Raw genomic sequence first — 16,174 nt, forward strand, 5'->3', positions numbered from 1 at the left:
TGCGAGGGCTTTTTTGGAGGACAGGCTGCCGGCCGGCCTTCGCCAGCGCCCTTGTTTCAGGTCATGCACCGGTAAGCCCGTCGATCTTCTTGTCGATGGTCTCCAACACCTGCGCGGGTGGGTCCTGCAGCGTGATCGCTCGCTGCAGCTCGGTGGCGATGAGATTGGCGATCTGGAGCATTTTCCGATTCTGCGGCTGCGGCACGATGTACTCCGACGCTGCCACAAAGTGCTTGTCGATCTGTCGCAAGTGTGCAGCGTCGGCCAGGTCCTTTCGTGGCGGCTGAGTACCGAGGGCGGTGACGAACGCGCCGAGGTTGTCTGATTTGCTCAGGAACTCGATCAGCTTCCACGCTCCGTCTGGATTCCCGGTGTTCGCCGCGATTCCGAGCTTGTTGATCCACGCCGTCGTGATCGGCTTGGCCGCGGCATCTGCCTTGAGCGGAAGACCGGCCTTGAGCTTGGCTACCACGCTCTCGTCCGAGTTCTTCGCGTTCTGGTAGATGGCTTCGTTGGTGAACGCCATGGCGGCCTTCCCAGAGACAAGGGGCCAGCCGCCGGTCGGCTGGGTGACGATCTTCGCCGACGAGATGCCGTCTCTATAGAAAGAGACCATGTATTCCAGGGCACGCAGACCTGGGTCGGAGGCGAAGGTCGCTTTACCCGCATCGTCGTAGTACTTGCCGCCAGCCTGCAGCATCAGTTGGGCGAATGCCTGTTGGAGCCCTACACCGGTGTTAAGCGACCAGTCCGCGCCCTGCGTGATGATATCGCCGCCTCTGCGACGTACCAGCTTCGCCGCGTACTCCTTGTACTCGTCCCAGGTGGTAGGCGGCTTCTCCGGGTTGAGGCCGGCGGCCAGGAACATGTCGGCGCGGTAGCAGACCGTCCGCACGTCAGGGAAAAGCGGCACAGCGTAGGTCTTTCCGTCGTACCTGCCGTCCTCAAGCATCGAGGGGTAGTACTGATCCTTGTCCTTCCAGCTGTTCATAAATCTGTCCAGTGGGAGTAGCGCGTTTGCCGCGACCAGCGGTGCGGTCCAGATTCCCCCGAGCATCAACACGTCAGGCATGGTCTTGCTCGCAGCGGCGGTGAGCACCTTTTGGAATGCCGATCCCCAGTCCGAGGTCTGGAGCTCCACCTTCACTGCCGTCTCCGTGGCGAAGGCCGGCAAGAGCTTCTTCTCGTAGAGCTGGACCAGACCCGGAGTGAGTCCGAGTGCCAGCATCCGCAACGGTCCGGAACCAGTATCTGACGGTGAGTCACTGCGTCCGCACCCGGCGATTGCTCCGGAGGCGAGGACGGCGCCGATCATGGTCAGCACTGACCGCCGGGAGAGTTCGGTCGACGGTGGCAGCATGTCCATCACTTCACTTCCAATACAAGGGATCTAACAGGTGTTAGATACAGTAAACGCGACGTATAGTCTTGGCAAGAACCAATCTGGAGGAATGTAGATGGCGGCAAGTGGCAGAGCGAACCGACAGCAGGTCGCGGCGCTAGCAGGGGTGGCGCCGTCCACCGTGTCCCTGGTGTTGAACGGGCGGGCAGCGCAGGTTGGACTCTCTGAGGAGACGGTCGCGAGGGTGCGTGCAGCTGCTTCCGAACTGGGTTACCGGCCGCATCCAACTGCGCGCGCACTGCTGTCTGGGCGTAGCCGCGTGCTGGCGCTGGCGTCGGGAGCGGCCCGTGTCGACCCGTTCGCACCGATCTTCACCGAGACCCTGGTCGCGATGGTGAACGACGCTTACCGCGCTAACTACCAGCTGCTGCTGTTGCCGGACCTTGGGGCGGGGCGGCTGGCAGCTGTGGACACCGCGATGCACAACGTCGACATTGCCGGAGCCCTCTGCGAGGGTCTGCCGCAGAGCGAAGACGGCGACGTCAACCCTGGCATCCCTGTGGTGTGGTACGCCGCTCAAACGCTTCCGGATTCGGACTTTCCACCCGCCGCAGACGCGGTGGTTATCGATCCACGACCCGGGATGACGGACCTCGCTGCTGTTCTGCATGAGCAGGGACATGAATCGGTCAGCATCATCGTCGGCCCCAATGACGCTGGCCACTCCAACCCTCGGCTGGCGCCAATCTACTCAAGGTTCGGAGACCGTGTTGAGCTGCACAAAGCGGCCGCCTGGGACCAGAATGCTGGGGAAACGGTCGCCGGTCGACTGCTTCGCCGCCGAACGCCGCCCACCGCCATCTTCGGAGGCAACGACCTCCTGGCTGCGGGCGCCCTCGGCGCAGCGCGTGCGTTGAGCATCGACGTACCGAACCAGCTGACAGTCGCGGGCTTTGGCGACTTCGCGGTTGCCGCGCAGTTGCGGCCGGCGCTCACCACCGTTACGTGGCCTTTGCGCGAGCTCGCCTCATCGGCCGTCAACTTGTTGCTTAAGCGTATTGAAGGTGCGGCAGCTGACCCCGCGATTGAAGTTCTCATCTCCGAGCTAATCCGACGCGAGTCGTGCTGACCATTCCCGCCTGGGCAGCCTGCCACGCTTTGTCTCGGCAGCCACCGAAGGCTCCCGGGGATCTCCGGCGATGGTTATCGAAACGTTCATCCCACGGTTGATCCTGGAGCTTCAGTGCTGCGTCGGCGACGGCGCGGTCGGCCTCCGCCGACAGGTACCGGCGGCGGACCTAGTGCAGTTTCGTCCTCGGCAAGACCGTGGCCGCCGGATGCCACGGTCTTGCCGTCCGGTTCGACGACCACATGGCCGAACTCACCCGCCCTCCCGATCCCGCCGGGGGCGAGACGGCCGCCCAGAACGGGGCCTCGTTCGATTCCGTCCGCGATCCCGAGGAACAGAACATTCTCACCGCTATGCTGTGGGCCGGACGTCGACTCCCCGAAGGCAGCGTAGCCGGTGTTGTGGTCGAAGATGAGAGGGGAGTGGACGTGCCCGGCGAACGCGTCCTGGATGGTCGTGATGCGAGCCGAGGTCGCGTCCGGCCCCAGCTCGCCGATCTCGAGCGGCCCCCCGGGAGTCCGACCCCCCGCCCCCCGCCCCCCGCCGGCCAGGAGGCCCAGGCGGACCCCCGCCGGCGGAACTCATCTCGCTGATCGCGTGCGCCGCGGTGGCCGCACGCTCGGCCCAACTGGAGGACTCCGGGTAGGTACGGACCGTGTTCGCGACGACTTCATGCCACGCATTGACGACGGCGAGCCGCACCTCGCCGTGGCGAAAGTCGATGCCCATGGCCTGCCCGACGGCCAGCTGGAGCGCCACCCGGGCGGCACGGCGGCCGCAGGCGTGCGCAGTTGTTCGGCTGCCCTCGCCGTACTCGTCGGCATCGCCGCAGCCGGTGTCGCCTGTTGCGCCGCTCTCGGTCGACGCCCGCGCGGACAGGGTCACCGTCAGGAAATCAGTTGGTCGCTCAGGCCGGCAACGACGGGGAGCCCTTGGCGCGCGATGGGCCGCATACTCGACGTTAAGGACGGGGCCCACTACGGCATGGTCTTCGGCGGAGCGTCACAAGCCAAGACTGCGATTCGGTATAGGACATCGCTGCTGTACGGCGCCGTCCAGCTTGCTCACCGACAGACTTCCCACCGCTCACCTGAGTTGGGTCATTCGGCTTAGTGCCTTGCGCAAGGGCGTCTTGTTGCTCGCCAGTCAGGCGTCTTCGCAGGTCACAGCCAGGTTGTCGGCCACGCCAGGCCGCGCTGTGAGCTTGCGCGACCAGAGCAACGGGCCTCTCGCGGACCCCGGGAGCGTGTCGACGGCGCTCGTCAACGACGACACGCCGCGGGTCAACGGCGCGAATACACCTCAAGTCCGCGCGCGACAGAAACAGGCCGCCAAGGCACCGGGCTGTCGCGGCAGAGTGCTGCTGCGCAGCGTGAAATCGACCGGGATTTAGTGCCTTGGTGAGGCACCTCGCCGTGTGATCTTCGCAGGTCAGCGGCATGCGGTGCTGAGAATCGGGCGCAGGTGACCCAAGTCAGGTCACAAGCCAAGACTGCGATTCGGTATAGGACATCGCTGCTGTACGGCGCCGTCCAGCTTGCTCACCGACAGACTTCCCACCGCTCAGGGAGCCGCCACTCGGGTCCTGCGGATGGGAGTCGAAAAGCTGCACGACGCAATGAGGACCCCCGCCAAGCTGTTCACCTGACTGCGCCGCGACCGCGAACTGCGTTGCCGCAGAACCGTGATCCTCTCTCTACGCTTGCTCAGTGGTTAAGGACGGCGTAGAGATCGAAGAGGCCGACTGCGAGGATTAGGGATGCCGTAGCCAGTTGAAGGGGCGTGCCGCTCAAAGTGGTGACCTGGCCCTCCGCGTACCGGTAGACGAGGCCGACGATGGTCCAGGTGGAGAAAGCCACTGCGATGATCGCGATGCCGACGCTAGTTCGGACAGGTGATGTTCCATGGCCTGAGGCTAGGAGGAGTACACCGTTCGCGGCCAGGGCGAGTGCCGTACGGCGCCACGCGAGCAAAGTGCGCTCGGGTTGCAAGCCTGGGTCCGGAGTGGTCATCCTCGCAAGGAGACTAGCAGGCCGATGAGGCCGACCGCGCCGATAGTTGTTGCCAGCAACAGTGGCAGCCGAGTTGTCGGAAGCGGTTCGTCCCGTCTGATGGCCGTCAGGTTTATTCTCCATCGATGGAGGGCGCCGACGGTCGAGATGATGCCGGTGCTTACGAGAACTACCCCGATGACCCGCGCCGCCCAGCGGTCGGAGCCAAGGTCAAGGAACTGCACCGCGGATAGACCGCCTGCGTAGCACGCGAGAGAAGTTCGTAGATAGGCCAGGTAGGTCCGCTCGTTCGCCAGGGTGAACCGGTAGTCGGGCTCAGTCGTCATCCGCGGTTCAGCCCATTGCGTGCAGGTCGGAGGCGCAGCGGAAGCCGAGGTTGGCGGAGGATGAGTCCGGAGTGTTGCTGGACCGGGCGGCGACGCGGTAGCGGTTGCAGTAGGAGTCGTGGCAGAGGTAGGAGCCCCCACGCATTACCCGGGCCTGGCCGAACGGAGCGCCGGGTGGATTCTCGACGGGCGAGCGCTTGTAGTAGTACGGCGAGAACCAGTCGTTGCACCATTCCCAGACATTGCCCGCCATGTTCCACAGCCCGAAGCCGTTGGGATGAAAGCTGCGCGCCGGGGCTGTGGTCAGATACGCGTCGTTAAGGGTGTTCTCGGTCGGGAAGATGCCCTGCCAGATGTTGCACTGGTGCTCGCCGTCGGGTGTGAGGTCGTCTCCCCACGCGAATCGGCGGCCCGGTTGTCCGCCGCGCGCGGCGTATTCCCATTCAGCCTCGGTCAGCAGGCGCTTTCCAGCCCATCGGCAGTAGGCGAGCGCATCGTGATGGGACACGTGCACCACTGGGTGATCGAGGCGGCCGTCCAGATCGGACCGTGGACCCTCTGGGTGAGCCCAGGTGGCTCCGCGGACGGTGATCCACCAGGGCGCTCCGGCCGCCTGGCCGACGACAGAGTCGTCCGCACTGTCGATTGCGAGGTGGAACACGGCGGATGTGCCGTAACGCTCGGCATCGGTGATGTGGCCGGTCGCGTCGATGAATGCCGCGAACTCTGCGTTCGTGACTGCCGTCGGGTCGACCGCGAACGAACCCAGGATGACTCGATGGACGGGCCTCTCGCCGTCAGCGGGATAGCCCTCATCGAACGGGTCGCCCATCTGAAACTCGCCACCCGGCACCGTCACCGGCTGCTGGAGCCCGCTAGCAGGCACCGCGACCTTCGGCTGCGTTGGTCCGGCGGCAGTTTCCGTTGATGAGCGGCTCGGTGCGCAGCACGAATGCTGCTCAGTGTGCGGGCGCATATGGCCACATGTCGTTGTCTTGCTTCATGGTGCTTCGCCCCAGTTCCTGAACACTTCCAGTTCGTAGTAACCCCGTCTCGCGAACAACGAACGAGTCGTCGACCCGGCGCCGCATTCCGCATACACAGTGAGCACCGAACGACACGATCGACGCGCGACTGGCTGGCGACGTTCGCACAGCCAGAAGCACTCGCGGCCGGAGCCAGAATGTCATATACCGGATGACTGATCCTCTGCAGCGGTCCGGCATTTGGGACGCCGTAAGGTGATGCGGCTCGGTCGCCCAGCGCCACTCGGTAGCGCGCAGTCTTGTCCACGACCTTTCTGGCCCACCTGAACTGAATCCAGGTTGGCGAGAATGATCGATGGCACGCCGGCGGGTGCCTGCCGTGATGGCACGGTTGTGGGACGTGATTATCACATTGTCAAGGTCCCAGAGCGGGCTGTCGGCCGGTAAGATTTTCGTGCCGTGCGGTGGAAGGCAGCGGAGCACCGACGACGAAGTCCGATTCACTGAGCTGCTTTTGCAACCATCCGGCGGGTAAAGCTGGTCCACACCAGGCACTGGCACACGTCGGATCGCCGACTCAGGCCGCAACACGCATGTGAAGCGCCTTGGCCTTCACAGCCAGGTCCGCGCCCGAGTTTCACAGACCGAGGATGCCGCAGGTCAACCCGTTCAACTCGCCGTACTCGAAACTCTCCACCGGTGATCGGCCTGGGCTAGCATCCAGCGCGGAACGTTTCGGTTCATCAGCGTCAGCAGCATCGCGTGTTGAGCGGGGCCAAAGTTAGTGCCGTGGCATCACCGCCACGACTGTCAGCACCATCGCCGCCAAGGCGACGATCGAACCGACATACCGCCTCCACAGAGTGTGTCATCGGCATCAGAACACCCTAGTCGGCGGCGGGGTAGGCCGACCAGTTCAGAGTGATCTGTGTGAGCTGGCGCTCCGCCAAGCCGTTCAGGCGCTCGTCAGTAGAGCGCGTGCCAGCGACTGCACGGGCGCGGGTGAAATTTATGGTCGGGTCGTGGGGTCGACGACGTCGTCGACTTGGCGCACGCTGTAGGCGTCGTAGGCTGTGCAATGGTATTCCGGCGGGGTCGGCAGGAAATGGGACCGGGTCAGTGTGATGGGTCCTGCGCAGCCGACCGATCGGCCGGACTTGGCCGCATTCTGGGCACCGCCGATACTCCACCGGTGCCGGTTGTGGACCGTCGCGCAGCTCGCGGCGATATCTCGCAGCGCCTGGACGAACTCGGCGAACTCTTCGTGGCGGCGGCTCATCCACTACTCCGCTGCACGGCGCGGGTTCGCCATCCGGCCTGCCCGCGGATCCGTCGTACCCGGCAGGGTCGTCACCTTGATGCCCCGACCCGGCCGGGCCCGACTGTCCGGTGGCCGTGTCCCGCCAGATCCAGCCGGTGCCGTACGACGTTGTCGCCCACTGCCACTCGGCGATGAGCCGTTCGGTGACGACTGCGGGCAGTTGCTGCGGGTCGGTGTCGCGGGCGAGTTCGGCGAGCTGACCGGTCAGGAGTGGCCCGTCACCGCAGGCCAGACATGCCATCGCGTAGACGGTATGCGGCTGGCACCGGCCGCAGTGCCGCGTCCACGATCCGGTCGGATCCTGGCCGGTGATCGACCGCCACTCGGTCTGAAGTTCCTCGTGCAGCCGCGCGGCGGCGATCTTGCCGTTCGGAACGGTGCCGCAGCCCGCGCAGGCCAGCCGCTGTGGGCCGGCCTGATCGTGTGTGCCGCATCGGGAAGACTGCCACCGCGAGGTCCGTCGCAATCGTAGTGATGACGTACGCGGTGGCCAGAGTGCGATGGACTGTCGCTCGGCTGGACCCATGGCCTGGGCAATCTGACGGATCGACAGCCCGTCGGCCTTCAGTCGCTGGGCGGTGCCGATCTGAGCTGGGGTCAGGGACTTGCCGCGGCCGGCCGGGGTAAATGTGGGACGGGCGTTGTTCTTCATCTGGTGCTCACGCGCGATCCGGTACGTCGTACGCGAGACGCCGTACTTCGCAGCGAGTTCGTCGACCGGCCCCCGGAGAGTTCGACGGCGAGGTCTTCCTCGAGTTGGGGCGTGAGCTTGCGGGGCCGGTGCGCGGGCTTGCCGGACTCGCGCGCTGACGCGACCCGCTCCTGCTTGTAGATCAGCTCGACCTGACCGAGGAACAGCAGGAGCGCCTGGGCCATCTCATGGCCGGGCAAGGTTTGGAGGGTCGAACGGAATCGGCCCGCCAATCACGTTCACCTGCACGCCCTCGCGGTGAGCTCGGTGAACAGCTGCAGCATCTCGGCCCGCGACCGGCCGAGCCGATCGTCTTGCTTCGGACATGACTTCTGACACCGGTTGGATGCGAGTTTCGACAGCACTCCCAGCGCTGGGCGTGCTGTGTGGATGTAAGTTCCAACACCTCTGGTTGGGCCCGTTTCCTAGGGCTGGCGCTCATGAAAATGCCAGCGGTCACCGAAGATGGACCGGATCCGCTGTTTCATGAGTGTTGCGTCCAGCGCAGAGTAGGTGCGGTGCTGGGGCCCGCGGTGAATCGTCGCAGGATGGTCTCTGCCTCCGCGGCACCCAGCCGCAGTGCGGTCGCGTACTTCACCATTTGGCGTACTCCTGGACGGTCCAGATCCCATCGGATCCCCGCGGCGCCGGAGCGCATCCCGTTACGCCACCAGCACACACAGCTCGTACGGTACCTGCTCGACACGGCCATTCTCGTCGACCACCGCTTCGCGCCACGCGGCCGGAGCCACAACGTCGATCGGTGCCTGATCGGCCACGGCGTAGAAGCGCTGCTTGCCGTCAACGCCGTCGTAGCGCGCCAGCAACTCCAAGGCGTCCATCACCGGCCGGTACGCCGTGTTTAGCACCGAAACGACAGCGCCGCATGCAGCGGTGGCAGCATCCGGCGGTAGTGGTGGGTGTAGCTGCTGTGCAGTACCCTGCGGACCCTGGCCTGGAACGCCTGCTTGTTCGCCTTCGCCTCACGCACCAGATCGCGCAGTGTGCTCACCGACCACAGGAAACACTGCGCTACGGACCGTGCCGTCGGGATGGTCGGCCGCGGGCTGTGCGAGCCGGACATCCCGGCCTGCCCGGTCCAGCACAACGCCGCCAGCCGCGTCAGCCGCACCGATCGGCCAGCGGCACCCAGGTCCGACGAGTACGACCTGGTAGCCCGAGCCCGGCCACGCCTCCACCAGCCGCTCCGAACAATCCGCGAACAACCCCGCCGGCACCCGCAGGGCCTTGACCGCCTCCAGCTTGTCGATCTCGCGCGCAGCGTATCCAGGCTCACCTGTCTCGGATCCGCCTTCAACTCCGCCAGAAGACCGCCCCTGCCATCGCCCAGCTCGACCAATGCGGCCAGCCACTGCGCGCACGCCGCCCCAGCCGCAGCATTGTCTGCTCAGAAAACGGTTTCTCGAACAGGGCCTTCGCAGCGCCGATGATCGGCTCCGGCCGGCCCGGTGGCTCGACCTGAGCTGTCCGGCAGCGCACCAGCACCGCCTCGCGCAGCTGCTCACCACGCAGCTCGGCCGTTTCGCGCCTTGCGGACTTGAACTGTTGCTGGGCGTGGCCGAGTTCCTCGATGAGTCGTTCGATGGTGGATTGCAGGTCCTGGACACGAGCTGATTGGCACCCAGCAGCGACTCTGCCTCGGCGCGTTTCGATTCGGTTGTGCAGTAGTCGGCCTTCGAGATTGTCCGGTCGCTCTCGGGCGCGCATTAGCGTTTCGAACAAGCCGACTACTGCCTTAGCCTCAGACGGGACAGTATTGACCCCGGGAGGGCAGCGTCGCCCATGATGGTGGCGGGGTCAGCGTCCAGAACCACGCAACGCAGTTCACCAAGGACGACTACGAGATTTTCGCCATCCCGTACAACTGGGCTCGCAAGACCAGGCCGACCGTGGCAGCCAAGCCCCACTCAGCATCGCCCAGCTGACCAACGCCGTGACCAGCGACATCAGGTATTAGCACGTTACGCATGGCGCTCTATTGCTGCCGTCTCGTGTGCCCGCGGCGAGACCCTGTCGCACAGCTGGCCGGCGGTCGAGTCTCGCTGCGAGCACACCTCACGCTCGCGCCGGGACGGGGCGCTAGCTGAACACGGTGATCCCATCCACGGTCAGGAACTGCCCGCCGCGCTTGACCAGGGTGACGCGGTGTTGCCCCGGCGTACCGAATGTGCCTCGGTACCAGACGGCTTGCGTCCGGCGGGCCTTCGTGGCGCCGGTGTCGACGGTCGCGACAACCACTCCGTCGACCTGGATCTCGACCGGACCCTGGTCGGGGTTGAGCTCACCGATGACGGCGAAGCCCTTGCCAGTGACTGTCGCGGTCGCCGTCGCGCCGCTGTCTTGGGTGTGGTGTACGGCGTCGCGCAGGTCGCCGTACCCGCGCCCGCTGCTCACCCTCCAGGTGCCGTCGGAGTAGGCGAACGCCGGGTCGGCGTCGTCCACCAGCGTGGCGTCGGCACCGGCGCTGGGACCCATGTGTGGCGCGGCCAGCACCCGCTGCGGCATCGACGGCGATGACCAGAACAGGTTGAGCATCGCGTCTGCACCGGCGGGTTTGGAGTACTGCACCTCGATCGCGTACCGGCCTCCGGCGACCAGCCCGACCGGCGTGGCGTCGACCGTCCGGCCACCGGTCGTGGTGCGGTTCACCACAGTGACCCCGCCGATCTTCACCGTGACCGCGCCGGATGCCACCGTCACGAATCGGTAGAGCTGGGTCGCGGGTGCAGTCAGCGTGCCCGTCCAGCGTGCCGCGAACGCCCCGGCACCGACGCCGGGCGCCGGCTCGACGCCGTACCGCCACTCATGGCTGAGCGAGTGTTCGGTGCGGGTCACCACCGGCGGCTGCGAGAGGCTCTGGTAGTAGCGCGCAGTCAATCCGGTTCCGTTGCCCGGCGTCGGCGACGGCGTCTGCGAGGTCAACTTCAGTACCGGCAGCAGCGACTGCGGCGCGTTCTGCGGGAGCAACAGCTGATATCCACCGGTGACCTTCCGCACCGTGACAGCCCCGCCGCCGATCACCGTCCCGCCGGTGATTTCGACGCCCGGTTGGGTGGTCAACAGCAGCGGAGTGGTGGACGCCGGCCACTCCCGCACCGTCGCGTACAGGGTCGAGCCCTTGGCGGTGACATTGCCCCAGGCCGGGTGGTCCACTAGCCCCGTGTGGCCGGCGCCGTAGATCATCTCCCCGTGGTCCGCCAGCCACTCACCGGCGGTGCGGAGCGAGTTCGCCTGGGCGGTCGGGATCCGGCCGAGCGGGTCTGGCCCGACGTTGAGCAGGTAGTTGCCACCACCGGCCGTGATCCGGGTCAGGTTCTCCACCACAGTGCGTGGGGTCTTGACCGTCTCATCCCACTCGGCGTAACCCCAGGTGCGGGTCAGCGTCATGCAGCTCTCCCACAGCTGGCCGTCGACGGGCCGCTCCGGGATCTCCTGCTCCGGGGTGCCGAAGTCGCCGTCACCTGTAGCCCGCTTGCCGACCCTGTTATTGATCACCGCGTCCGGTGCCAGGCCGCGGACGTACCGCTCCAGGTCCGCACCGTCTGTGGCGGTCCACGGGTTGGGCACCGGGCCGCCACTGACCGTCCACTCGCCGTCGAACCAGTACACCGACGGCTGGTACCGCTGCTGGATCTCGGCCAGTTGGGCCTTCATCTTCTCTACGTACCGGCTGAACGTCGCCGTAGACCGGAAGTCCGGGTCGTGCCAGTCCCAGATCGAGTAGTAGACGCCGAACTGCAGCCCCTGCCGTCGGGTCTCGGCCGCGAGCTCGCCGAGTAGGTCACGCTTGAAGGCGGTCCGGTCGTACAGGTTCCAGTCGTTGACCTCTGTCGGCCAGAGCGCGAAGCCGTCGTGGTGCTTGGCGGTGATGATGATGTACTTCTGGCCGGCGGCCTTGGCGGTATTGACGATCGCCTCGGCGCTGAACATGCTCGGGTTGAACTTCGCGGCCTCGGCCTCGTACTCGGGCCAGGGCACATTGCAGTTGCGCTGAATCCACTCGGCGGCGCGGCACGTCGAGCCGTCCTGCTTTGTGTAGGAGCCGGCGAACTGGCTGTAGGCGCCGAAGTGGATGAACATCCCGTAGCGCTGATCGCGCCAGGTCTGGGTCCGGGCGGAGGTGAACGGATCGTCGACAGCCAGGTCACCCGGCCCGACGGCGGCCGGCACCGCCGCGGCCGGTGCGACCAGCAGGGCCGCTGTGACCGCGACCGAGACGAGGAATGATGCGACACGGCGTCTACACATCGGATCTCCCATAGGAAGGTGGGCGGAGTTCTCAGCGGAATACTCCGCGGAAATAGATAGGATGTCTTGGGGATTTCTAGCGTTCGAGGTGATCAGCCGCGTCGGCGAGCGCGATCACCAAGGTCAAGGTGTTGAAGACCATGCGAGCACGATGGTCCACTTTGCCGCGCTAGCCAACAAGGCGGCAGCTTTACGCGACGGCGATGCGCGGCATAGGCATCGGTGATCTCTCAAGTTCGGCCCACATGAACCTCAGCAGCAGCGCAGACTTGAGCGCCGCGTAGGCCGGGTCATCCCACCGGTTATGCAGTTCAGCAGCGTCGTCATGTAGGTCGTATAGCTCGCCAGATTCTTCCCTAAGATATACGGTCAGCTTGTAGCGATCCTCGATGTATGTTCTCAGGTGAACTGTTGTTGGCTCGTGATGGAATTCACAGATGACGTGGCCCCTGATTCCATCAGAGTCACCCGACCAAACGGGCCACTGGTTCCGCCCGGTCATGTCCGGTGGCACGTCGAGCCTCGCCAAATGCAGGAGCGTTGGCGCGAGGTCCGTTAGCGACTGCAATTTGGAATTCAGCGCCCCGGCGGGAACTAGTCCGGGATACCGGACGATGAGGGGCACCCGAAGCAGATCTTCGTAGTGGAACGGCCCTTTGGCTTGCAGGCCATGCTGACCAAAGAAGTGTCCATGATCCGTTGTGAAGATGACAATCGTGTCATTTGCGATCCCTAGTGCGTCCAGCTTATCGAGGATTACGCCGACATACTTGTCCAGGAAGCTCATCATACCGTAATAGGTGGCGACAATTCGGTGGCGTTCCTCGAGGGAACGTATGTGCGAGACGTGCCCATGCACCGCGTGGCCCGTTTCATTCCAGTGAGAGAAGTCCGGTTCGGCTTGCTGTGTGAGGGCGAATTGCGGCGGATTCCGATCGTGCTCGCCGGCTGCCACCTCAGGTACGGTCAGTCTTTCTGGGTCGTACATCCGGTCCCATGGCCCAGGGACCAGGTACGGCGGGTGGGGGTCAAGGAAGCTCGCCCAGAGAAAGAAGCGCTCGTCGTTGTCGTGGTGTCGTTCGATCAAAGCGGTCGTACGTTCGGCGATCCACGTGTTGTAGTGGAGTCCCTCGGGGATCGCCCAACTGTGCGCCGCGTCAGGGGCTAGGGTGCCGGTCGGAGCCGAGAAGTACCGCCGCCAGTCGTCGCCACACCGCTCCTGCAGCCACAATGCGTAGTGCTGGCCCACATGCGCCTCGGAAGTATGGTTCCGTGCCAGTTCGACGTGCTCGAACCCGTAATAGGGGCCGTGGAATCTCTTCCAGAATTCGAGGTCGTGCAGGATCGGATAAGACTCGATCGACTCGTACTCCGGCGTGCTGCGCAGCGGTTGAAAGTGTGCCTTGCCGATCAACCCAGTTCGGTAGCCCGCCCTCTGGAGGTACTGGCCGAGCGTGGGTTGATCTTCGCTCAACTTCGTTCCGAGCGTCCAGGCGCCGTGCTGGCTGGGATACTTCCCTGTGATGATGGACGCGCGAGTCGGTGTACACGTCGGATTCGGGCAGTATGCCCGACGGAACGTGGTCCCTTCATTTGCCAACCGGTCCAGAGCGGGGGTTTGGATCTCGGGATTGAACTTGCCGATGGTGTTCCAGTGCTGCTGATCACTGGTAATGAGAAGGATATTCGGCCGGTGCACCTTGAATGCTCCAATCAGGCGTAGGTCAGGCGACATTGAAGGTGACATACTCGCGGGGCGCGAGCTGCACCTCGCTTGCCCTGCGCTGAACCCGTCCGTGCCGGTAGATGTCAAAGGCTGAGGTGCCGGATGGTCGCTCCAGCCTGATTGTCTCGGGTGTCCACCCGAGATTGATGGCATATCCGAGGGTTGCCCCGCTGGGCGTGCTGGTGAACCTCGCCTCGACGAATGCCGGCCTAGTCCCGTCCATTCGCAACACCTTGTATGGACGTGCAACTCCCGCCCACCCGATGATCTCATCATTGACGGCCTTGTACGCCAGGAACGACGTCGCCAAGTCGAGTTGCCGAACGGCACCCCCGAGGTGCTGGTCCTGGAGCGGCCGCAACCGATTGTCGAGTTGCGGTGCAGGGCCCACAACAAGAATTGGGGTTCCAGCCTGGGAGAGCGCCTGCAATCTGCTCCACGCCGGCAATGAGATTTGCCGCACTGCGGGAAGGATGAGGAGCTCAGCGTCGGTCCCCCGACCCTCTTCGAGCATTCGTTCGGTCATCAGTCCGAGCTGTACATCACTGAAATAGAAGGCCTGGTAGACGTCCTGGATTGCTTTCAAGTAGCTCGCTCGGTCGTGCAACGCAGCGCTGACCGAGTGGACCACCCGGATCTTTCGTGGTGCTTGATGGAAGGGCGTGACCCGGTGCATCTCGTTGTCGATGACAACCGACTCGTTGAAGAACTCGTTCATCACGTATGGCTGGGCGGTGATCGATGCCTCGTTGAAGAACTGGCAGTTCTCGCCAGTGTCCATGCGAAGGTACTGCCATACGCTCGTCGCAGCTAGACCATGCCAGGTAGCAAGACGTAGAGCGGCACGCATGTGCCCCCGTGGCACGTTCGCGTTCCGGTACCGAGTTGTCTGGACGGCGTGCCACTCGGTGTCGTAGATGGGCTTGAGAGGCGCAACGGACTTCATCAAGTCGAACTCGAGCGACTGGAAGAGCCAATTGAGGCAATAGTTGGGATCCTCGAGCGGGGTTGGATCTACCGGCGGAAGCTCGACGCACTCCTCAACCGGCGTGAGCTGGAAGTTGGGGCTTCGCTGGTCCGGGCCTGCGATTGGGCGGGTGTCGCAGCCTATGATTTCCGTGACATCGGTGAGGCTCTCTCGTTCGGATCCCCACGGGTAGTTCCACACGTTGGGTCGTGGACTCCAGCTTCGCTCACTCTCGACCTTGACGTGCGTTCGAACGGTGAGCCCGGGTGCCGCGGCCTTGAGCGATGCCGCAAACCATGCGAAGAACCCATTGAACCGTTCGAAGTTGAAGGTGTGCCAGTCGTATGCCCCCATGGCGGATGCTTCGATCAGTGGACGATGTGCCTTCTTGACTGCGCTGAAGGACAGATACGGGTAGTCAGGACTTGCCGGCCACGTGTCTGTCTTCCACGCGGCGTTCAGGGAATCGATGGTCTGGTACTTGGTCCTGAGGTGCTGACGGAACTTGGCGAGGGTGGGGTCTGTGAGACTCGTCATGCTGGTCTCGTTGCCGAGAAGGAACCCGACGACTGTTTCGTTCAGCTTGGCCAGATCGTTGTTCGCAAGGAGGCCGCTCATGAGCCAGGTGACGTATCGGCCGGCAAGTGCACGCACCTCGGGGTGGTCTGGGTCCTGCTCAAAGAAGTGGTTGATGTCCTTGTCAACCACCGCCTCTGGGTAGAGTTGGGCGAACCAATTCGGCAACCCACCCTCGAGACCGCATTTGAGGTTCAGCGTGATCTTCTCAGCATGGGCGGCATCTATCAGGTTGTTCAGGAACTGGCCGGTCCACGGCGGCATCAAGCCGTCACGAGGCGTCGGCCCGTCGGCGAACACATCTCGTAGACGCGGGACCTGAACGGTGAGGTTGTTGACGCCCAGATCCTTGACCGCCTTCATGTCATCGGCATTGACAATCTCGTAACCGCCTTCGACCAGACCTCCGATCGTCCTCATGAACACCGGCTGCTCACTGCTGTTCGTGAAGACGCCGTTCCTTGGCTGGACCCGCATCACGGCCTTCTCCGTTGACAGCGCGAAGTCGCCGGCCTTGATGGCGGCGAGCGCCGAATCCAGAACCTCGTTCGTGTCTCGCGCCTCCTTCATCGCCAAGTCGAGGTGGCCGGCCGCGTGGTCGGCAACTGCCCAAGGCAGGAAAATGGTCGATACCTGCAGAGAGGCAATGATCTCACGCGGCTTCGCGGTGGACTGTTCATAAGGCTGAAGCTTGCCGGCCAGAGCCGCGATTTTGTTCTGAATGTCAGTAATGAGGGCGTCGAAATCGGGATCGCCGGTCTTCTTGATCCTCCCCTCTGGATGCGCGCCCGCCGACTCCTCGATGGTCAACATTGCCATGACGCCTGCC

The 16,174-nt window shown here is 64.3% G+C and carries 14 protein-coding genes; 1 reads left to right on the forward strand and 13 read right to left on the reverse strand.

Going from position 1 to position 16,174, the window contains the following annotated elements; genetic code table 11:
- Positions 1-61: 61 nt before the first annotated feature.
- Positions 62-1,366, reverse strand: a complete 1,305-nt coding sequence (locus ACQPYM_RS11425) for an ABC transporter substrate-binding protein (protein ID WP_433019017.1) — start codon at positions 1,364-1,366, stop codon at positions 62-64.
- Positions 1,367-1,457: 91 nt separating this feature from the next.
- On the opposite strand from ACQPYM_RS11425, the gene ACQPYM_RS11430 reads away from it, so the two are divergent.
- Complete coding sequence (locus ACQPYM_RS11430; protein WP_433019020.1) at positions 1,458-2,471, forward strand: LacI family DNA-binding transcriptional regulator; 1,014 nt, start codon at positions 1,458-1,460, stop codon at positions 2,469-2,471.
- Positions 2,472-2,557: 86 nt separating this feature from the next.
- Here ACQPYM_RS11430 and ACQPYM_RS11435 read toward each other — a convergent pair whose 3' ends face one another.
- The 12 genes from ACQPYM_RS11435 to ACQPYM_RS11490 all read right to left on the reverse strand — a co-directional run bounded on the left by ACQPYM_RS11435 (position 2,558) and on the right by ACQPYM_RS11490 (position 16,164).
- Positions 2,558-3,031 carry an ROK family protein gene (locus ACQPYM_RS11435; RefSeq protein WP_433023253.1) on the reverse strand — a complete coding sequence of 158 codons (474 nt, stop codon included), beginning with the start codon at positions 3,029-3,031 and terminating at the stop codon, positions 2,558-2,560.
- A gap of 1,146 nt (positions 3,032-4,177) precedes the next feature.
- A complete protein-coding gene (locus ACQPYM_RS11440) occupies positions 4,178-4,483 on the reverse strand; it encodes a DUF202 domain-containing protein (protein ID WP_433019023.1) in 306 nt (101 codons plus the stop codon).
- Positions 4,480-4,809, reverse strand: a complete 330-nt coding sequence (locus tag ACQPYM_RS11445; protein ID WP_433019026.1) for a YidH family protein — start codon at positions 4,807-4,809, stop codon at positions 4,480-4,482. Before ACQPYM_RS11445 ends, ACQPYM_RS11440 begins: the two co-directional genes overlap by 4 nt.
- A 7-nt stretch (positions 4,810-4,816) precedes the next feature.
- Complete coding sequence (locus ACQPYM_RS11450; protein ID WP_433019029.1) at positions 4,817-5,662, reverse strand: formylglycine-generating enzyme family protein; 846 nt, start codon at positions 5,660-5,662, stop codon at positions 4,817-4,819.
- Positions 5,663-6,804: 1,142 nt separating this feature from the next.
- A complete protein-coding gene (locus ACQPYM_RS11455) occupies positions 6,805-7,074 on the reverse strand; it encodes a hypothetical protein (protein WP_433019032.1) in 270 nt (89 codons plus the stop codon).
- Positions 7,075-7,764: 690 nt separating this feature from the next.
- Positions 7,765-8,007, reverse strand: a complete 243-nt coding sequence (locus ACQPYM_RS11460) for a hypothetical protein (protein ID WP_433019035.1) — start codon at positions 8,005-8,007, stop codon at positions 7,765-7,767.
- A 462-nt stretch (positions 8,008-8,469) separates the two neighbouring features.
- Entirely contained in the window at positions 8,470-8,649 is a 180-nt protein-coding gene (locus ACQPYM_RS11465) for a hypothetical protein (RefSeq protein WP_433019038.1), read from the reverse strand.
- Between the two features lie 20 nt (positions 8,650-8,669).
- Entirely contained in the window at positions 8,670-8,939 is a 270-nt protein-coding gene (locus tag ACQPYM_RS11470) for a hypothetical protein (protein WP_433019041.1), read from the reverse strand.
- A 182-nt stretch (positions 8,940-9,121) separates the two neighbouring features.
- A complete protein-coding gene (locus tag ACQPYM_RS11475; protein WP_433019044.1) occupies positions 9,122-9,535 on the reverse strand; it encodes a hypothetical protein in 414 nt (137 codons plus the stop codon).
- A gap of 372 nt (positions 9,536-9,907) precedes the next feature.
- Positions 9,908-12,076 carry an alpha-L-fucosidase gene (locus ACQPYM_RS11480; RefSeq protein ID WP_433019047.1) on the reverse strand — a complete coding sequence of 723 codons (2,169 nt, stop codon included), beginning with the start codon at positions 12,074-12,076 and terminating at the stop codon, positions 9,908-9,910.
- A 190-nt stretch (positions 12,077-12,266) separates the two neighbouring features.
- Positions 12,267-13,811 (reverse strand): sulfatase family protein, encoded by a 1,545-nt coding sequence (locus tag ACQPYM_RS11485; protein ID WP_433019050.1) that lies wholly within the window; start codon positions 13,809-13,811, stop codon positions 12,267-12,269.
- On the reverse strand, positions 13,801-16,164 hold the full coding sequence (locus ACQPYM_RS11490; protein ID WP_433019053.1) for a beta-galactosidase: 2,364 nt from the start codon (positions 16,162-16,164) through the stop codon (positions 13,801-13,803). The genes ACQPYM_RS11485 and ACQPYM_RS11490 overlap by 11 nt, the downstream gene beginning before the upstream one ends.
- Positions 16,165-16,174: the final 10 nt, after the last annotated feature.

The sequence above is a fragment of the Kribbella sp. CA-294648 genome, from assembly GCF_050943845.1.
Lineage (GTDB): Bacteria > Actinomycetota > Actinomycetes > Propionibacteriales > Kribbellaceae > Kribbella.